14 protein-coding genes are annotated in these 19,949 nt (G+C 32.7%); 6 read left to right on the forward strand and 8 right to left on the reverse strand.

Annotated elements, in window-relative coordinates; translation table 11 throughout:
• Window positions 1–45 precede the first annotated feature (45 nt).
• Together QYZ68_RS03005 and murD are read left to right on the forward strand one after the other, a co-directional pair.
• Window positions 46–1,389: an MATE family efflux transporter gene (locus QYZ68_RS03005; RefSeq protein WP_301384093.1), complete on the forward strand. Its 1,344-nt coding sequence runs from the start codon at window positions 46–48 to the stop codon at window positions 1,387–1,389.
• A gap of 25 nt (window positions 1,390–1,414) precedes the next feature.
• Window positions 1,415–2,770, forward strand: a complete 1,356-nt coding sequence (gene murD / locus QYZ68_RS03010) for a UDP-N-acetylmuramoyl-L-alanine--D-glutamate ligase (protein WP_301384094.1) — start codon at window positions 1,415–1,417, stop codon at window positions 2,768–2,770.
• Here the strand turns inward: murD and QYZ68_RS03015 are convergent.
• A complete protein-coding gene (locus QYZ68_RS03015) occupies window positions 2,767–3,816 on the reverse strand; it encodes a lipid II:glycine glycyltransferase FemX (RefSeq protein ID WP_301384096.1) in 1,050 nt (349 codons plus the stop codon). The two genes, murD and QYZ68_RS03015, sit on opposite strands and share 4 nt — an antisense overlap.
• 19 nt (window positions 3,817–3,835) lie before the next feature.
• The gene (gene metG / locus QYZ68_RS03020) at window positions 3,836–6,016 is read right to left on the reverse strand and encodes a methionine--tRNA ligase (protein WP_301384098.1); all 2,181 of its coding nucleotides are present in this window, start codon (window positions 6,014–6,016) and stop codon (window positions 3,836–3,838) included.
• A gap of 130 nt (window positions 6,017–6,146) precedes the next feature.
• On the opposite strand from metG, the gene pta reads away from it, so the two are divergent.
• Window positions 6,147–7,196 carry a phosphate acetyltransferase gene (gene pta, locus QYZ68_RS03025; RefSeq protein ID WP_301384099.1) on the forward strand — a complete coding sequence of 350 codons (1,050 nt, stop codon included), beginning with the start codon at window positions 6,147–6,149 and terminating at the stop codon, window positions 7,194–7,196.
• Here pta and rsmA read toward each other — a convergent pair.
• Together rsmA and QYZ68_RS03035 are read right to left on the reverse strand one after the other, a co-directional pair.
• Complete coding sequence (rsmA, locus tag QYZ68_RS03030) at window positions 7,167–8,003, reverse strand: 16S rRNA (adenine(1518)-N(6)/adenine(1519)-N(6))-dimethyltransferase RsmA (protein ID WP_301384100.1); 837 nt, start codon at window positions 8,001–8,003, stop codon at window positions 7,167–7,169. The genes pta and rsmA overlap by 30 nt on opposite strands.
• 28 nt (window positions 8,004–8,031) lie before the next feature.
• A complete protein-coding gene (locus tag QYZ68_RS03035) occupies window positions 8,032–9,303 on the reverse strand; it encodes a ComEC/Rec2 family competence protein (protein ID WP_301384430.1) in 1,272 nt (423 codons plus the stop codon).
• A gap of 101 nt (window positions 9,304–9,404) precedes the next feature.
• On the opposite strand from QYZ68_RS03035, the gene QYZ68_RS03040 reads away from it, so the two are divergent.
• Window positions 9,405–10,115, forward strand: coding sequence for a CPBP family intramembrane glutamic endopeptidase (locus tag QYZ68_RS03040; protein WP_301384102.1), 711 nt, complete (start codon window positions 9,405–9,407; stop codon window positions 10,113–10,115).
• A 13-nt stretch (window positions 10,116–10,128) separates the two neighbouring features.
• Complete coding sequence (locus tag QYZ68_RS03045; RefSeq protein ID WP_301384103.1) at window positions 10,129–12,060, forward strand: AMP-binding protein; 1,932 nt, start codon at window positions 10,129–10,131, stop codon at window positions 12,058–12,060.
• An 11-nt stretch (window positions 12,061–12,071) separates the two neighbouring features.
• On the opposite strand, the gene argS is transcribed toward QYZ68_RS03045, so the two are convergent.
• From argS to QYZ68_RS03060, 3 genes are read right to left on the reverse strand one after another with little or no spacing between them, the layout of a single operon-like run.
• The gene (gene argS / locus QYZ68_RS03050; protein ID WP_301384104.1) at window positions 12,072–13,826 is read right to left on the reverse strand and encodes an arginine--tRNA ligase; all 1,755 of its coding nucleotides are present in this window, start codon (window positions 13,824–13,826) and stop codon (window positions 12,072–12,074) included.
• Complete coding sequence (locus tag QYZ68_RS03055) at window positions 13,819–14,409, reverse strand: Rnf-Nqr domain containing protein (RefSeq protein WP_301384105.1); 591 nt, start codon at window positions 14,407–14,409, stop codon at window positions 13,819–13,821. The genes argS and QYZ68_RS03055 overlap by 8 nt, the downstream gene beginning before the upstream one ends.
• 17 nt (window positions 14,410–14,426) lie before the next feature.
• Entirely contained in the window at window positions 14,427–16,595 is a 2,169-nt protein-coding gene (locus QYZ68_RS03060) for a methyl-accepting chemotaxis protein (protein ID WP_301384106.1), read from the reverse strand.
• 185 nt (window positions 16,596–16,780) lie between these two features.
• Here QYZ68_RS03060 and QYZ68_RS03065 point away from each other — a divergent pair, with 185 nt between their 5' ends.
• A complete protein-coding gene (locus QYZ68_RS03065) occupies window positions 16,781–18,982 on the forward strand; it encodes a methyl-accepting chemotaxis protein (protein ID WP_301384107.1) in 2,202 nt (733 codons plus the stop codon).
• Between the two features lie 2 nt (window positions 18,983–18,984).
• Here QYZ68_RS03065 and murB read toward each other — a convergent pair whose 3' ends face one another.
• Window positions 18,985–19,902 (reverse strand): UDP-N-acetylmuramate dehydrogenase, encoded by a 918-nt coding sequence (gene murB, locus QYZ68_RS03070; protein WP_301384108.1) that lies wholly within the window; start codon window positions 19,900–19,902, stop codon window positions 18,985–18,987.
• Window positions 19,903–19,949: the final 47 nt, after the last annotated feature.

The raw sequence follows: 19,949 nt of genomic DNA on the forward strand, positions 1-19,949 counted from the left end.
TTTGTGAGTCTTAATAGCTTGCTGTTTTTGTGTTGAGGAGGTGTTGTGTATTTGTTAGACAAAACTAAGAAGTGTGAGGTTTATCGAGATCTTTTAAAGATCGCAATCCCAACAGTTATTGAATTTTTTTTATTCAACGTTATTTCATTTACAGATAATATTATGGTATCTTATCTCGGAGATTATCCTGTAGCTGGAGTTTCTCTTGCTAATAAATTTTTTGAACTCTTTATTACAATTGCCTTTGCTGTTATGGGTGCTTACAATATATTGGCGACAAGACAATATGCTAAGGGAGATACTGAAAATTTTAAAAATACGTTTTTTATTAGCATTTTAATTCTTTTATTATTTTCCTTTGTGTTTATATTTGTTTCATTGTTTTATCCTTACTTTTTTCTTGGATTATTGTCCGATGATGCTAAAGTTATTTCTCATGGAATATCTTATCTCGATATCGCTGTTTATTCTTTTGTATTTGCAGTTGTTAAGGGAATTATTGCAAACTCATTAAAGATTGTTAAGATTACTAAAATTCAGGTTATTACTTCCGTCATTTCAGTTATTTTAAATGTAGTATTTAACTATTTATTTATTTTTACGTTTGCTATGGGGGTAATGGGGGCTGCTATTGCAACTACGTTGGTCCGTGGCATCGAGCTTGTGTTTTACCTTTTGTATACCGTCTTTAACAAAAATTCTCATTTTCATCTCAGACTTGGGAATTTGAGAATCAAGCCTGTAATATTTTCTCAGTTAATTAAATTTTTTATTCCAATATTCCTAAATGAGTTTATTTGGTATTTGGGGTATTTCGGTTTGATTGCTATTTTTGCAAGAATTGACACTGCTAAATACGCTGCATACAGTATAACTTTTTCTACTTATTTTATGGGATTTAATGTAATTAATGCGTTTTGTTTTTCTGTCAATATTGTAATGGGACATGAGATGCACAATGATAAGAGAGAAATAATGGCTGTTGCCGTTTATTTGGAAAAGATAGGCGTTATTCTTGCTATCCTTACAGCCTTTATATTATTAAGTTTGTCGTTCATTTCACCTTATGTGTTTTATGAGTTAGAGTATGCAAATCTTACGGGAGTTATGTTGCGATACTATGCTATTTCGGCTTTCTTTACATCACTTGCGTTTCAATATTTATTTGGATTTTTCCGAGCGGGTGCCTCACCAAATTTTGGTGCTATTATGGAAGGTTCTGTCACTTTGCTTTACACAATACCCATTGCATACTTTTTAGCAAATTATACTCAATTTCCATTTGAGATTATTGTTTTCATTCCAACCCTTGAGGATGTAATTAAGCTCGGTATTTCTCTGCCTTATTTTCATAGCACCAAGTGGATTAAATCTGTTAAAACGGGTTAATTGTTTTGTTATAATTGGCTGTATCATGCGTTTGGATGAAATAAAGAGTAAAAAATTTTTGGTTATGGGCTTGGGACTTCATGGGGGAGGTCTGTCTGTCGCAAGGTTCTTGTTAAAACACGGTGCTAGTCTAGTAATTACTGATTTGAAGAGTAAATTAGAATTAGCTTCAAGCATAAAGTCTTTAGAAGAGTTTAAAGATAGGATTCGATATGTTTTAGGATATCATAGTGAAGATGATTTTAGGGAGGCAGATATTGTTGTTAAGAACCCTGGGGTGAGCTTCAAGAATAGGTATTTAAAGTTTGCAAAAAGAATTGAGACAGATATTAGTTTGTTTTTAATGTTTAACAAGAATCCGATAATCGCCGTTACGGGGACTAAGGGGAAGTCAACTCTAGTGTCTCTTTTGCATCAAATTTTAGTTACTAAGTATCCAAAAGCTAAAATTGGAGGCAATATTGGCATATCTCCTTTAAGCTTTCTAGACGATCTTGATGCTATATCACCTATTGTTTTAGAGCTTTCTTCTTGGCAGCTTCATGATCTTGAAAATTTAAATCCCATTATTAGCATTATTACTAATGTTTATCATGATCATCAAAATTACTATTCAACTTTCAATGATTACGTAGAGGATAAAGCGAAAATTTTTATAAAACAGGATTCGGGAATTTTTATATCTCAAGACAAAGCTTACTATGATTACTTTCACAGGTTTAAGACTAAAGCAGGAGTTGTTTTATTTTCAGAATCCATGCCATTAAACTTTGAAAATGATATGCTTTACTTAAGAAATGGAAAAATTTATTTAAATGAAGAGTTGATTATCACTCTTGGTGAAACAAGGCTCGTTCTCTTAATAAATAAGTTAGTGGCTGTTTTTGTTGCAAATTACTTAAAGTTAAATTTAAATCTTGTATCCAATGTTATGGCTAGGTTTAATGGAATTGAGCATAGATTGGAGTTTATAAGAGAGATTGATGGTGTTAGCTATTACAACGATACAGCATCAACAATTCCAGATTCTACAGTTTTATCTGTTAAAAGCTTAAAGAGAGAAAAGATTTCTATTAATCTTATTGTTGGTGGTACTGATAAGGAACTTAATTTTTTGATTTTTGGTGAAATTTTAAACATGGTGAAAACTTGGATTTTATTAAGGGGTAGTGCGACTTTAAAGATCATTAAATTTTTTGAAGATAATGATGTTGATTATTCTGTCTTCTCTTCGATAGAGGAATGTGTTTGTTATGCTAGAAAAGTTTCTGTTCAAAATGATATAGTTTTATTCTCACCAGCGAGCGCCTCTTTTGAGCTTTTTAAGAACGAATTTGATAGAGGGTTTAGGTTTAAGAAATTAGTAAGTGACATGATTTAAATCCTTTTTTTTATGATTTTGTAGTACATGTATCTCATCATTTCAAGAATTTTGTAAATTTTATATAAAAGGTTTTTATAAACAAGGTCGTAGCATCCAATTCTGTGAATAATCTCTCCTCCAAACCCGGTTTTGAATTGGAATAAACCAAACATAGGGTGTTTTTCATCCGCAGTAGGGGGAATGCCTAGCAGATCGTATTCTTTCACGGAATGACTTTTAAGCATTTGTATTGCGGTAAACTGTACTGCATAATTGGGCATTAAATGTCTATCCTTTCCACTTGAAGCACCATATAGATAAGTGGCTCTGTCTTTGTATAGCCCAACAATTATGCCTGATATGAGTTTTTCGTTGTGTAGCGCGATTATTAGTTTGATCTTTGAATTTGTTTCTTCCCTAAATTCTTTTATTAGATTTTTTATATAACTTTTTGAATGAATGGCAAATTTATCTCTTCGAGCCGTCTCTTGGTAAAGTTTGTAAAATTCGTCAAAATATTTAAATTCTTCGTCTATGATTACTTTTATATTTTTTCTACTACTAAGCCTAATGTTATATCTTGTTTTCTTTTTCATTTTGGCCTGAATAATATCTAATGAATCTTTTAAGGTTATTATTGTTGTATTTGAGGGTTGTATGTCGTTAAATGATTTTTTAAGTCCTTTCAGTTTGATCTTTAGTGGGATATAAGTTTCCTTCAAGTTTCTTGTGGTATAGCACATTAAGTCAAATCTTAAAAAGATAGTATTTTTATGTAAATATTTCTTTACAGCCTCGCCAAATTGTTTAAGTTGATTACTAAGCTCGTCTAGGTTAATCTCTTCAATTTTTTTGTTTGAGAATTCTGGGTGAGCAATATATCCCAGATAAAAATTTCCAAATATCTTTCTTTGCATCACAAGAACTTTGTTAAAACTTTCACTGCTTATTGCGACCGCTTTCCATGGGCTCCTTTCCCCTGAGGCTCTTTTTACAAGTGACCATAACTTGCTTTGAAGATAGTTCTCATTTAGATTCTCTATTTCAATTTTTTCAATACTCATTTATTGCCCTAAACCAGAGTTAATACACTATTCCATTAGGAATTTCTCTAGATAGTATTTTGTCTTTAGAGTGTTGTATCACTAGGTTGATTCCATTTATCTTAAGTTCTCCGTTTTCTGCTATAATCTGAGTTTGCATAAATTTATCTATGCTAATTTTTGGTGGATAATTTAATTCTTTCTCAATGTCACTTTCAAGTATTATTCGCTTGCCGAGAGTAGGATTATCTTTAAAATGTTCCATTATGATTACCCTAAAGTTTTTATCTCTATCTTCGGTCGAAATTAACATTCCTTCGGATTTTATTCCCCTAAATTTAGCAGGCTTTAAATTGTCAACTATTATTACGTGTTTTCCAACCAACTCTTCTTCCTTATAATAGTCGGCAAGACTACTTACAATTTGTTTTCCATCAAGAGTCCCATCATCAAGTTTTAAAATGAATAATTTTTCCGCATCTGGACTTCTCTCTATTGCTTTCACTTTTACAACTTTTAAAAATACTTTTTCACTAAATAATTTTACCGGATCTTCTGTTTGCTTGCTTTGCATCCTCTTACCTCCCGAGTATCTTAATTTTAGATTATCAATAAATTTTTTTTCTAGTTTTGCAAATAACACTTCAGTAGTTCTAATTGTACTTAGTCCTAAATTTGTTCCTAAAAATTTATGAGAAATTTCGTAGCTTCCTCCAAAAAATTTTCTTATTTTATCACTTGTTTGGGGCATAAAAGGAGATATTAAAATTGATAGATCTCTTATTAGGTATATCAGATTTAACAAGAGCTCTTTTGTTCCTTCGGGATCACTGTCTTTTGTTTTCCAAGGCTCTCTATCTTGCAATATTTTGTTACCCATGCTTGAGATATCAAGAATTTCCTTTAATGCTGCCTTGAGTTCTGTTTTGTTGAAAAAATCTAAAATTCTTTTGTATTTGTGATTTATTTCTTCCCAAAAATCATTTTTGATGTCTATTTTATCTATGCTATTTCCAAAGAATTTTTTGTAAAATGTTAAAACCCGATTGATGAAATTTGAGAAATTACCAATAAGCTCAGTGTTTGTTCTCTCTAAGAGGTCGTTCCACATAAATTGAAAGTCAGATTTTTCAGGTCTGTTGTAGCATATATAAAATCTCCAAACATCAGCAGGTATTCCAGTAGTAATAGCATCATTGCCGAATATTCCAGTCCCTTCGGATTTTGAAAATTTGAGGTTTTCGTAGTTTAAATATTCACTTGAAGATATTTTGTTAAGCATTGTCCAATTTTCTTTGCTTGCAAGCTCCACAGCAGGAAAGACAACGGTATGGAATAAGATATTATCTTTTCCAATAAATTGCACTAAAGTTGTCTCTTCGGCGTTTTTCCACCAAGATTCCCAGTTTTCTACAATTTCTTTTGTAATTGAAACGTATCCAATTGGGGCATCAAACCATACATAAAATACTTTATTTTCATACCCCTTTTTGGGTACTGGTATGCCCCATTTTAAATCCCTTGTTATTGCCCTCTCCTTAAGACCATCCCTTAAAAATGCATTTGTCATTCTAACAGCATTGGTATTCCAATTAGCATTCTGTGAGCTTGTTTGTATCCAATTTTTAAGTTCGTCCTTTATTTTTGGCAAGTTAAGATAGCAATGCTTGGTTTTTTTTAAAATAGGTATATTCCTGCAAATCATGCACTTTGGATTTGTTAAGTCAGAGGGGGCCAGTAACCTAGAGCAGTTCTCACACTGGTCTCCTTTTGCGTTGTTCCCGCAATTTGGGCATTCTCCTGTTACATATCTATCTGCTAAAAACATGAGGTCATGCTTGCAAAAGAATTGCTCATTTTCTTTTTCCGTAACATAACCATTTTCTTCTAATTTTAAAAATAAATTTTGTACAGTCTCACTGTGATGTTTATTAGTTGTGCGTCCAAAAACGTCAAATTGAATATTAAACCATTCGTAAATTGATTTATGTATTTCATAGTATTTGTTGCAAAGTTCTTCAGGACTAATGTTTTCAATTAAAGCTCTAATTTCTGTAGCTGTCCCGTACTCATCTGTACCGCAGACATAAAGCGTTTCTATGCCGACCATTCTTGAATATCTTGCAAAAACATCTGCGGATATAACCTGCACCAGATTGCCAAGATGGGGTATGTTATTCACGTACGGCAGTGCGGCTGTGACTAAATTTTTTTTCTTCACCTTATACTACTTCCCTCTTACTATAATATGTTCAATTTTAGTGCTACTGTAACTTATATGTATTATACATTTATTATATGGTTTCATTAAATGAGCATGTCTCACTGAGAGTAAACATATAGGGATTATTATGAGTGTTTTTAATTTTAAAGATTATGTGTTTGGTAAGGCAAGAGAAGAGGTTATAAGAAATGGATCTAAGGCTAGCGTAGTTTTCCCTGAGAGTAGTGATGTAAGAATTTTACAGGCAACAATTGAAATATTAAAAGAGAGGTTAGCAGGTCTTGTTATTCTTATTGGAAAAAGGGATAGAGTTTTAAAAAATTTAAGAGAACTTGTAGGATTTGGGGATGATATTTCAGAAATGATAAGGGTGATAGATCCCAATTCCTACGAGGGTTTAGATAGATATTTAGATGAATACCTTAAGTTAAGACAAAGTAAGGGATTGGCTTTAGGTAAAGCCAGGGTGGAGATTCTAGACGAGGTTTCTTTTTCTATGATGATGGTGAGGCTTAGAGAGGTTAAGACTTGCGTATGTGGATCTTTGCGTTCTTCGGATAAGGTATTAAGAAGTGCTTTAGCTATTCTTCCGAGGCTTAGGGAGAATAAACTTGTATCGTCTTTTACTCTCATAGATACTGATGGTAGTTACGGTGTGAATAAAACTTGTTTTGGACATGAGGGTATTTTACTTTTTGCTGATTGTGCTTTAGTTATTAATCCTACTTGTACGGAACTTGCAGAAATTGCAATACAGAGTGCAAATTCTTTTAGGAATATTTTTAAAAAAGCAGAGCCTAAGATAGCTCTGTTAAGTTTTTCTACAAAAGGATCTGCTTATTCAACTGAGGTTGAAAAGGTTAAGCGTGCTTTAGAAATAGCTAAAAGTAGGCACAAAGATTTGATTATTGATGGAGAGCTTCAACTTGATGCAGCTTTAGTTAAAAGCATTGCAGATAAAAAATGTAGCGATTCTATTGTTGCTGGAGCAGCAAACATATTAATTTTTCCTAACTTGGCAGCCGGTAACATTGGATATAAGCTTGTTGAGCGATTGGCTTTTGCTAGAGCCTATGGGCCTTTTTTGCAAGGAGTTAAAACCCCTGTTAGTGATCTTTCAAGGGGTTGCTCTGTGGATGATATTGTATTAGCAAGTGCACTGATGATAGGTGGTTAATTTGTTTGAAATTGCAATGAATTCTTGAACAGTAATCTCTTCTGGTCTTTTACCTAGAAAATTTTTAAAAAATTCTTCCTTCAGGATTTTTTCATTTTTGACAAAATTAGTGATTGTGTTTTTGAGTTTTTTTCTGCGACTTGTAAACACTGTTCTAACTAATTTATTAAATTCTCTAAATTCCTTAATTTCCTGATTTTTAGGCGTGAGCTTGACAGTTGTAGAGCCTACCCTAGGAGTTGGATAAAAGTTATTCTTGTCGATATTCATGATTTTAGTTACATTAAAGTGTGATTGGACTAAAACCGTGAATGAAGAGTAATTTTTGTTTCCTTTCGTTGCAAGCATTCTATCTGCCAGTTCTTTTTGTACTGTGAGTACCATTTGTTTCAAGATTTTGCCTTCAATAAGTGTGTATATTACTTTTGATGCAATGTTATAGGGCAGATTTGAAAATATTTTATTAAAATTTGTTTTTTCTCTCTTATGTGTCTTCAAGAAATCACCCTCTATTAACTTGAAGTTTTCAAATTTTCCAAATTGTTCGTTTAAAATTTCTGAGTACTTGGGGTCAATTTCAAAAGCGGTTAGGAAATTTATTTTTTTGAGTAAAATAACTGTCATTGCACCAAGCCCTGGCCCTATTTCCCAAATTTTTTCATTCTCTTTTACCTCAAGAGTATCTATTATTGCTTCTCTTATATATTCATTTACCAAGTAATGCTGTCCCCATGTTTTCCTTGGAGCTATATTTTTTCGTTCAAGCTCAGTTTTTATGCTGTTTATGCTATTATAATTTATTCTCATAAACACTAATAATAGCATATGGGTGACCTTAGAGAGGGTTTCTCTTTGCTACTGTTCTGCTTTCTAGTTTATAGATTATGTAAAGTATTGTTGATATGCTTGAGAGAACGAATAGCCCTATGTTATGGTTTTGAATTATTGGAAATTTGCTGAAGATGATTGCTGTTTCCTTTGCTGCTCTGAAAATATAGGTATTTATTAGGTCAAATAACAGAAATAGATTTGTATTTAATGTATAAGATACCAAACTCAGTGATGTTATTATCAAGAACAATAACATGAGAGGGATAATTATTAGATTTGACAGAATTGAGATTGGAGGTAGGTCTAAATTGTTGGCATAAACAACAGGAGCTGTAGTAATTTGAATCAAAAGTGTTGTAAGGATAGAAGATATAAATCCATTTAAGTTATATCTGTCTTTAAGAAAAAGTGAGATTGATATACCAAGTACTGCTAAATAAGATAGTTTAAATCCTGTTGAACTTAGTGTGTGAGGTAGCACAATAGCATTTATTGTGAAACCAATGGATAGAACACTTAAAAAATTAATTTTTCCATAAATTAATCTGTACAGCATAATTATTTCTATCATGATAAATGCCCTCAGAGCTGATGATGAAAATCCTGTTAAGATTAAATAGTTGAACAACACCATACTCAGAATTAATAGCCTCAGCATTTCGTTTTTTATTATTAAAAAGAATAGGTAATAAAATACAACGTAGATTAAATAAAAGTGTAGCCCAGATACCACCAGTATATGAAATAAACCTGCTTTTTGAAATAAATTGCGTTCATGTTTTGTTATCTCTGATTTATTATTTGTTAGGATTGCTTTTGAGAAATGGGAATAATAGGGGTTTATTGCGTCGAAAAATGGGTTTAGTAGTTTACTATATTGATCTCTAATTTCTACGAGTAGTGGTCTCTTAACGAGTTGGATTTCGTTTGTTTTAATTTTAAATATATCTCCAATTTTGTATTGATTTCTGATATTTTTAAACATAAACTTGTACTGTTTTCCAAGACCATCTATTGATTCAATCTTGGTTTTTGAATATTTCGGCAAATGAGTAATGTTTGTTATCTTGTATGAATCATCTTCAAATCTTTTAAACCCTAGGCTAATTTCAAAGGCTAATAGTAAGATTATGTTAACCATAAATGTAAGAGAGAGATGGGCGTTTTTTTTAACTAAAGAAATCAATGTTAAAGCTGAATTCAGGTGTATTAGGTTAAACTCAGAGTAATATCGTATCAGTAGGTTTAACGAGCTTATGATAAACAACAAAATCACTAAAAATCTCTTTTCTAATTTGTTTGCTACATTATATAAGATCATCTTTAAGGGAATCAGACAAGATTTGACAATATTGCGTATATGTTTAATAATTTGTTATGAAATTATTAGATAATAAGTATCCTATCAGATATGCTCTTTTAGAACTTTTTTTAGCTTGTGTTATCTGTACTCATATGTCTCCTTTTGTAAGTGTTGATGAGAATCTTTGGAATTTTAGTGGTAATCATTACGTTTATTGGCTTTATAGTGCTTTTTTAATTATTTTTATCCTACATTTTGCCAGATTAACAAGTACCTCTTACTTCAGAGATGAATTTTACATACCTAAATTTAGGTTAATTTTTATTTGGAGATCCTTTTTAATTTTTATTAAGCTTGTCATTTGCATTGTTTTTCTGTTACTTATTCTTTACTTATGTTTTGAGTACTTTTTTCCAGAGGCATGGAGATCTTGGGTTAGTACAGATGTCGGTAGTTTTAGATGGAGCCTGGGTAGTAAGGAATCGCTTTATTTGATGGCTATTACCTCCCTTTTTACGGGAGCAGTTGAGGAATTATTGTATAGATCTTTCATTATTACTAAACTTAAACAAATGGGGTTTAACTCATTTATTTCGGCTATTCTCAGTAGTATTATTTTTGCCATTGGGCATGTTTATTATGGGTTTATTGGTGCATTTGTTACGTTTATTCTTGGTTTTGTATTAGCTTTTATTTATCTAAGACATAAAAATGTATATTATGTGAGTTTGGTTCATAGTTTTTATAATACTGCTGTTAGTGCTGTCATCTTTGTGTTAAGTTAGTTAAGGAGGATTTATGCTGGATACTATACCTAAGCGTTTTAATGAAGTTGTGAAACTTTATGGTGATCTTGATATTTTTATTTATAGGGAGAATGAATCTAGGGAACATAAGAGGCAGATATATTCTAATTTTTGGGATGAGGTTAAGGGTATTGCGTCTGGTCTTCTGCATTATGGTATTAAGAGGGGAGATAAGGTGGCGCTTATTTCTGATTCCAGAAGGGAGTGGATCATTGTTGACCTTGCTGTCATGAGTTTAGGGTGCGTTGATGTACCAAGGGGCAATGACTCGCCCGAGGATGAAATATCATATATCATTAATCATTCTGAGTCTGGGTTTGTCTTTGTGGAAAACGACAAGCAGCTTCAAAAGGTACTGGCTAGGAAACAGGATCTTAGATTTGTTAAGTGTATTTTTGTTATCGATGGTGATAACCTTTATGAGGAAAAGTTAGGACTGATTACAGTGGTTTCTTATAAGAAATTATTGAGTGTAGGGAGTATTTATTTGAATAATAATCCTAGGGTCTTTAATACAGAACTTGAACAGGGGACGGGAAAGGATCTTGCTACTATAATATACACTTCAGGAACAACTGGGGTTCCAAAAGGTGTCATGCTTCGGCATGAATCTTTTATTTTTCAAATAGATAGGATTTATGATTATATTCCGGCGCTCCAACCGGGGAAAATAATGATATCTATTCTGCCGCTTTGGCATTCATTTGAAAGGGCTTGTGAGTATATACTTGCTCTTAAAGGAATGGCAATTGCTTATTCGAAACCGATTGGGCCCATTTTGCTTAAAGATTTTGCAGCTTTAAATCCCCATGCAATAATTTCTGTTCCAAGAATTTGGGAAGGAATAAGGATTGGCATTATTAAAATGGCGTCGGAGTCTCTTGTAAAGAGAGCTTTATTTGGTGTTTTCCTGAGGATTGGAATTCTTTATGTAAAGCTTAAGGAGAAATTTTTAGGGCTTGTTCCCGTTTATAGGAAAGCAAATTTATTGGTTTCCTTTTTTATGAAATCTATTTTTCTTTTAGGGTTAATTTTACTCTTCCCTTTTAAATTTTTGGGAGATATTTTGGTTTTCAGAAAAATAAGGAGGGCGCTTGGAAAGAGGTTTGAGTTTGGTATATCTGGTGGGGGATCTTTGGTAGAATACGTAGATTATTTTTTCAAAGCGGTGGGTATTGTGGTTCTTGAAGGTTATGGTCTTACAGAGACAGGTCCTGTTTTAAGTGTGAGGCGTTTAAGGCGTCCTGTTGCTAAAACTGTCGGTCCTTTCCTTCCAGACATTGAGTATAGAGTGGTTGATAGTGAAGGAAGTTGTTTACTTCCTGGGGAGAAAGGTGAGCTTTGGGTAAGATCACCTCAGGTTATGAGTGGCTACTTTAAGGATGAATTAGTCACAAAAGATGTTTTAACTCGGGATGGATGGTTTAAGACGGGCGATTTGGTACGTGTGACAGTTAATCATGAGATTTCGATTGTCGGTAGAAGTAAAGATACGATTGTGCTAAGAGGCGGGGAAAATATTGAGCCTGAGACTATTGAGAGAGCTTTATCGAAATCTTTACTTATTGAAAATGTTGTGATTGTTGGGCAAGATCAGAAATTTTTGGGAGCTGTTATTGTTCCTAATTTTGAGTCGCTTGAGCAATGGGCAAAATCTAACGGAGTGATCTTTGCTTCTCGCGATGACTTGTTATCTAGTGATGTTGTTAACAAACTTTATTCTAAATGTATTTCAGGTATAGTTAACCCTAAGACTGGGTTTAAGAGTTTTGAGAGAATAGCTGGGTTCATTTTATTGAAGGACCCTTTTGTTATTGGCGAGGAACTTACCAATACTCTTAAGCTTAAAAGATATTACATAGCCGACAAGTACCATCAAAAGATAATGTCAATATTTAATAAAGATGATTTTGAATTAGTGTGAGTTACTTAACTCTACATTTTTCTCATGTAAGGAATGTTTAGCAAGCTCATGCAATTTTTTATTGTCTGCAAGACTACCCTAGATAGGCTTATTCTTGCATTTGTGAGTTCAGGATTGTTTGTATCTATTATTTTAGCCTCTTGGTAGTATGTGCTAAAGCTTTTTGCAAGAGAGTAAGAGTACTGAGTTATTAACGAGGGATTTAAGTCTTTTGAGGCTTTTATTATGTGTTCTTCAAATTCAGAAACAATCTTAATTATTTCCCATTCCTTTTCCTGTTCTAGTAAGTCTAGGTTAAATACTCCACCAGATAAGCCCAGTGTGTTGTATTTTTCAAGTATGCTATTAATCCTTGCGCCTACGTATTGAATATAAGGACCGGAGTTGCCAACAAATGATAAACTTTCCTCTTTATTAAATAAAATGTCTTTGTGTATGGCAGTTTTGAGTAGATAATAGTGAATAGCTCCCAGTGATATGTCTAAGGCCGTTTTTTGTAAGTCTTTCTCATCTGAATTTCTCTTTTTTATCTCCAGCATAGTTGAGTTTACTAAATCATTAATTAAATTATCAGCATCAACCACATTTCCTTCTCTTGATTTCATTTTACCTTCGGGTAAATTTACCATCCCATAAGATAGGTGCGTTAAATTATTTTCTTTCGTAATACCCAATTTCCCTGCAACAAAAAATAAAATCTTGAAGTGATGAATTTGTTCGCTTCCAACAACATAAATCATTTCATCGAAATTATATTCATTTTTTCTAGTTACTATATTTCCCAAATCTTGAGTAAGATAAATGGATGTGCCATTGGCTCTTAAGAGAACTTTTTCTTTAAATTTTTTATCTGTGCCTGTATTTTCTTCTGTGGGTATATCTATACATATTGCTCCATCTTCTCTTCTGAAGCATAAACCCTCTTCTAACCCTTTAAGCACAACATCACGCCCAATTTCAAATATTTCACTTTCAAGATAAATTTTATCGAATTTAATGTTTGTAAGAGCATAAGTTTCCTTTATTCCTTCAATTGCCCATTTGTTTAGCTTTCTCCAAAGTTGAACTGTTTCTGTGTCTCCTTCTTCCCATTTATATAGTAATTTTTGTATTTCTTCTTCTGCTACGGTATTTTCTTTAGCATATTCGTTGTATTTTACGTAGAAGTCACCTATTAAATGGTCTCCTTTTTTAAAAGAAAGCTCAGGGGTTGTATTATTTCCGAATTTTTTGTAGGCAAGCATGGATTTGCAAATATGTACACCTCTATCATTTATTAAATTTATTTTTATTATCTGACCACCAGCAGCTTTCAATATTCTTGATAAACTTTCTCCGATAATGTCATTTCTAAGATGTCCCACATGAAGTGGTTTGTTTGTGTTTGGCGCTGAGAATTCTATTATTATTTTTTTGTTCTTAAGGAAATTGCTTGTTCCATATTTCCCCTTTTCTTCATTGACCTTCGTAATTGTATCTCTAATGAACTCTTTTCTCTTAAGCTTAATGTTTAAATAAGGCCCCATTGGTTTGGTTTCATACGTAGTTCCGATCTGTTTTATTATCTCCTCAGTAATAACAGATGTATCAAGTCCTAATACTTTGCTAAATTCAAATATTAAGATTGATAAATCTCCTAGGTCGCTCTTTGGGGGTTTCTGAATTATCGTAGTTACTTTGTCAAGTTCAATATTTTTTGTTAAGGCAAGTTTCTTTATTGTTTTACTAATTTTATCTTCTAAGTCTTTCTTTATTTTACTAATCATCCTTTTTCCCTTTAATATTCATCAATGTGTTAATCAACACAAAGACTAAAGATGCGACTAGGAAAACATTCGAGCTATAAGCTGGTGTTTCGCTTATGTTGATTTCTCTGATCATTGATATTTTTGTATTCAAAAATTGTAAATTTCCAGTATTTAGTACTTCTCTAAAAATTGAAATTATCGAGCTTAAAGATATGAATGCTATTATCGGTAGTTTAGAATATTGTAATATCTTAAGAGGATCCTTTAGATTTTTAAAAGGCTCATTTTTATGAAATGACACTGTAATAACTATCAAAATAGGGATTGAAAATTTTAAACTACTATAAAGTTTAGGAGTTGTATAATGCATGAAGAGATAGGTCAAGCTAACAAAAATTCCTATTATAAGCAAGTAAATTCCCAGTATTTGATTTCTCAGTTCTATTTGGTTAATGATTATGGCAGGCAATAAGATGCAGAGGGATATCCAAACTGATATTATGGTTCCTTCTAGAAAAGTTTTTGTATAGGCAAAAACAGGGAAAAGCATTAAATGGGTTCTTAAATACTTCTCTGTAACATAAAACGTTTTCTTTTGCATGAGTACCTTTAACTATTTTATTTTGTTTTAAACTGATTTGTATCCGTATTAATATCTACAATATGGCTTGAGTTTACCGTACCAAAAGTTTTAATGCTTTCAATCGCTCCTATTAGTTTTTTGATTTCTTCTTTAAGGCTTTTCATTGAATTTGAGACAGTCATGTTGATCCCTTCTAGAACAGAAACGGTATTGATAATCTCTTTATTTCCCCTAAACATTTCATTTGAACCAATTTTCACCTCGTATGTTATTTCTCTCATCGTATTTAAAGCCTTCAAAATTTCTTGACTACCAATTGATTGTTCTTGCATGGTATGGTTTATTTCTTCTATAACCTGAACCACGAGATTTATTGAATCGAATATCTGGTTGAAAGCTTTGTTTGTGAGCTCAGATGTTTTTACTGTTTTGTTGATAGAATCCATTATTTCATTTATTGAGGCTGCAACGGATTCTGACTGTGAAGTAACCTGTTCTGCAAGATCCTTAATCTCTTCTGCAACAATTGCAAACCCCTTTCCAGCCTCACCGGCATGAGATGCTTCAATAGCTGCATTCATTGAGAGTAGGTTTGTTTGACTGGCAATGGAAGATATTAAAGCATTAGCTTCCTGTAGTCTTGTTGAGTTCTTATAAATATCCTTAATCTGAGTAATGACTTCCTCTTGTTTCTTCCTTCCATCATCTGAAAATATCTTAAGCTCCTCTGTACTCTTTGCAGCCTTTTGTGTTATTTCTGTGACGGATTGTATACTCCCTATCATCTCCTCAATAGCAGATGACGATTCTTCAACGCTAGCAGCTTGAGTTTCAATTGAGTTGTCAAGTGATGCAATGTTTTTGGACAAGCTCTCTATTGTGTTTGTCGTGGTTGAAATAAACTCAACTTGCTTCTCTACCTCTCCCTGTGTTTTTTCTATATACTTATTTGAATTTGTTATAGTGTCATAGGCCTTATTTATCTCATCGAATAGTAAATCTCCATTGTCTTTCAGCAATTTTACTCTGTCTTGTAGCGAGTTTATTACATTTTTTAAGTTTTCAACGAAATACCCAAAATGATTTATTGTAGAACTTATTGAGTCCTTCCCCTTTGATTCAATCTTAACCGTCAAATCTCCGCATTTAACTTTCGGAATAACTTCGTTTAAATGTTCTATTTTTGTCACTATTAATTTCCTAATGATGCTTATCATTATTGAAATAAACACTATTAAAAGCGCAGCTATTATTGATATTGACATCAATTTAATGTTGTGTAATTCATTTGAAAATATATTGTCATAATTCATCTGGATGGCCAGATACCAAGACGAAGTTGCAAGTCTTACTGAAGAGATTATGTTGTTATTGTGGTTGGTAATAATATTATTTTGTCTTCTAGATATTGAATCGAGTAGTTGATCCGCTATTTCGGGACTGCCTTGAAACAAGTCGCTTATGGATAATTTGATGTGTTCGAATGTGTCTTCGTTCTGTTCTCCAAAAACCTCACCGCGGTTATTAATAGCATATATCTTGAAGTAGTGGTGGCTCTTGTATTGATTTCCCGTCTCCAGCAAAGATCTCTCCAATAACATAAATATGTTTCTTCTCAATTGTCCTATTTGCTCCAGTATGTCCAGATATAAGACGACGTATTCAGCACCAAAAGCAGTCCTTTCATCTTTTGTGGCGACCTTGTAAACCATGGGTATGTAGTGTTTGTTGTTCATCTCTATTAGATTCTTGTGTAATGCGACTATTTGAGTTTTGTTTTTAAAATCCTCTGCTTTTAACCCTTTAAGATTTAACTGAGAACCTATCCTGCTCTCACCGCTTGAGTATAAGATTTTTCCATCTTGATTTACATACTCTATCACTTTTATGTATGAAGGGAATAAATGAGAATTACTAACAGATACTATGTTTTTAAGTTGCTGGTTCTTTCGCACACTAGACTCATTGTTGTAGTTTATGACAAATTCGTCAATTGTCCGTAACACATCTTTAGTGTCACTAACGAAACTTCCAGTCATAATGTGATTGACAAATTTCGTAAAATTCTTAAGCTCTTTAGTTATCACTTTCCTGTACCCATAGTTTAATAGCAAAAAAGTAGTCGTTGCGATAACTATTGTGTACAGCAAAATAGCAAAGTTAAATTTATAAAAAAGAGTGAAACTGGAACCTTGTTTCTTCACCTAAATCCTCACAAAACTTTTTACAAAATGCCCATAACCAACTAGTATTATATACGTTTTACTATATAATTATATACATATATCTGAATAATAAAATAATTATTCTTGCTTAGATGTTTTTGCAATGTTTAACACGGTGGTAAGCTTTGTTTGTGTAGGTTTATGGGTTTATTTTTGGAGAACTTATGGATGGTGATCTAGTAAATGTTAAATTAAAAAATATGAGGTTTTTTCTTTATTTCGTGCTTTTTGTTTTTGTCTGCTTTAGTTCGCTGTTTTTGGGGCAGGCCTATTTAAATTACAAAAATCAGTATGTAGAGCGTGTACGGTCTGATTTTGAGCTATTTTCAAGTAATGTATCTTCTAGGTTCAAGAGTAGGTACGGGTATGCCAGGGACGTACTTAGTGATTTTGTTAAGAATAATGACTTCTTAAGTGTTTTAAATACTGCTTCTAACAGATTTGTTTCGGGTGTAGACTTGAAGTCTATGCATGATTTAAATACGAGTAGCGCTTTGTTTTTAAATTCGAGGGAATTTGATGCGGTGAGTAAGGGTTTGCAGGGTATATCCTTTGCGGAAAATTCCTTAGAGGGAATTTTCTATATTCCTATTGGGCAGAATGTTTTACTCTCGGATAGAAGTTTTTCGTTTTTGGGTATAAAAAATATGATGGAAGACCCGATCTATTTTGTTCCTGCTAGGAATAATGTTGCTTATTATTCAAGTTATAAGAGAATTAAGAATAAATTTTATTCCGTTGTAAGTATTCCGGCTGTTGGCAGTGACTCTGTATTAATGGGCGTGCTTTGCTTTATGGTTTGTTTTGACGATTTACTGAACGATATAGCGAATCAATTCAACTCTTATCTTAAGTCTAGCAATAAGAATTATGAATTTTTTATTGTTGACAGAGACTTTAGTCCTTTGTTTTTAAGCCTTAACGATGTAAGTATTGGAAATTTTGCGGAAGCTTATGAAAATAGTGTGTTGAGGCGAGCTCTTAATCATATTAAGACAGATGCTAATATTTCAAGATATGTTTTCAAGCATAGGAATTCTTCCTATTTATTAAATTCTTCTCAGATTGATGGAAATGTGGTTCAGGGAATTGTTTTGAATATGGACTCTGTTCCTCTTGGGTTTCAGTCAGGTGCAGTATTTTTTCTGGGGTTTTTGCTTGTCTCCTTCTTCGTTATATTTTATCTTTGTAATAAATTGATTTTTCCTGTTATGGAAGATTTTGGAATAATGCTTAATCACAAGAAGGCAAAAGAGGATGTTTTGGGTGTTGATTCTCTTGCGGATGTTCGGTACAGATCTTTGATTTTCTCTTACATTAGTTCTGAGTTTGATGGCCTTTTCGTAAAGACTACTAATGCCATAAGTAGAGTTAGGGGCTATGCAAGTGAGTTGGGTAGCCACTTAGACGGGATAAGTATATCTGAGGAAGGGATAGAGAGGATTAATAGCAGTCTTTTCACTTATGAGGGAATAGGAGATACTTTTTCTAAGTTTGAAAGAGCGATTGTCAATGTTTTAAAGGACTTTGAGTCAATATCTGAGCCAATTAGTGAGCATAACAAGAATATATCAGATATTGCTACCAAATTTGAGGAAAATGCTGCTGCTTTTTACGGAATAGATAAAAATTTGGAGATTTTTAATAAGGTGGTAGAATCAAATTCTGTAAACATTGAAAGTATAAAAAGTAAAGTTTTTGAATTAAATTCTGTTTTTGAAAATGTTAATGTGAATTTTTCTGAGCTTTTGTCTCAAACAAATAATCTTCAGAGTGCAAATAAACTTTTAGTTTCAATATCAAGTCAGACAAATATGCTTGCAATGAATGCTGCTATCGAGGCTGCGAAGGCTGGTGACGCTGGTAAGAGTTTTGCCGTGGTTGCGGAAGAGATTAGAAAACTTGCCATAAACTCTGGCAAGTATTCAACAACCATTAAGGATGAACTTAAGATAGTCAATAGTATTATTTCGCTCATAAGCACGGGAATAGATACTGTTTATAAAAATTTTATGGATATTCAAGATAATGTTAATAATAATTCTGTTCAACACGAAAGGATAAATGCTACTCTTGCTAGGCATATAAAAGAAATTGGATCTTTTAAGGATCAGTATTTGTCTAACGACATTAAGATTAAAGATGCTAAGAATATTTATAAGGAGATATTTAATAGTTACTTTTTCATTAGCGGAAAGTTTAATAATCTTAATAATGATTTGGGTGAATTTGAGGTTTCTAAGATGAGTTTGGAAGCATTGGAACCCTTGCGCGAGCACATTGCCTTAGTTAATAAATCTAGAGAAAAGATTTCTAGAATAAAGGATGTTATTGAAGATATCAATAATGAGCTCAAAGATGTTTGATTTTAAGTTTCATCTTTAAACCCAATGTAGAGAACTTCTTCTTCTAGTGAAAAACCTGTTTTTATCTTTACTTCATCTTTTACTCTCTCAATCAGGGTTTTGATGTCTCTGGAACGCGCGTTGTTTTTATTTATAATAAAGTTTCCATGGTTGGGGGATACAAGTGCATCTCCAATTTTGAGCCCTTTGAGATTGCATTCTTCGATTATTTTTCCAGTAGGTTTTAGGAATTTTTTATTGTTTTTAAATGTACTTCCACTACTCGGGAATAGATAATGTCCTCTATCTATCCTATTTTGTTTATTTCGTTTCATAATATTTAAAATGTGCATCCTATTTCCCTTTGATAGGTTCAGGGTTGCTTCCAATATGAAAATATTTTTTTTTTGAAATGGCGAGGTCTTGTATGAAAAATCATTTCTTTCAAATTTTTTGCAGATAGTCTGTCCGTTCTCGTCTACAAAAACAACCAAATCTAGTATTTCAGAGATTTCACTACCAAAACACCTGGCGTTCATCCAAAGGGCACCTCCAAGTGTACCGGGGATTCCGTATATAAACTCTAAGCCGCTTAACTCGTTTTCCAGGGCAAAATTGCATAAATCTTCAAAGTTAGTACCGCATTCAGCAGTGATCTTATTTTCCTGAAGTGTAATTTTATTCAGATAACCGGTGTATATTATGGGAAAATTAAGATCTTCCTCGTCGTTTATTAATAAATTTGAACCCCCTCCCAAAACAAATATTTTAATTCTCTCTTCCAGTGCTGTTTTAAATATGAACTCCGCTTCCTTGCTTGTTTTGGGAATCAAAAACAACCTAGAAATGCCTCCTATCTTGTAGGTAGTGTAGTTTGCAAGATTTACCGCAATGGGAGTAGATTTGATCTTACTGAGAAAACTATTGATGTTCTCACGCATCTCCTAATTCTATATTAAATAAGTACTTTTTACAAATCTGAACTGAA

Source organism: Borrelia sp. P9F1, assembly GCF_030436115.1.
Taxonomy (GTDB): Bacteria; Spirochaetota; Spirochaetia; order Borreliales; family Borreliaceae; genus Borrelia.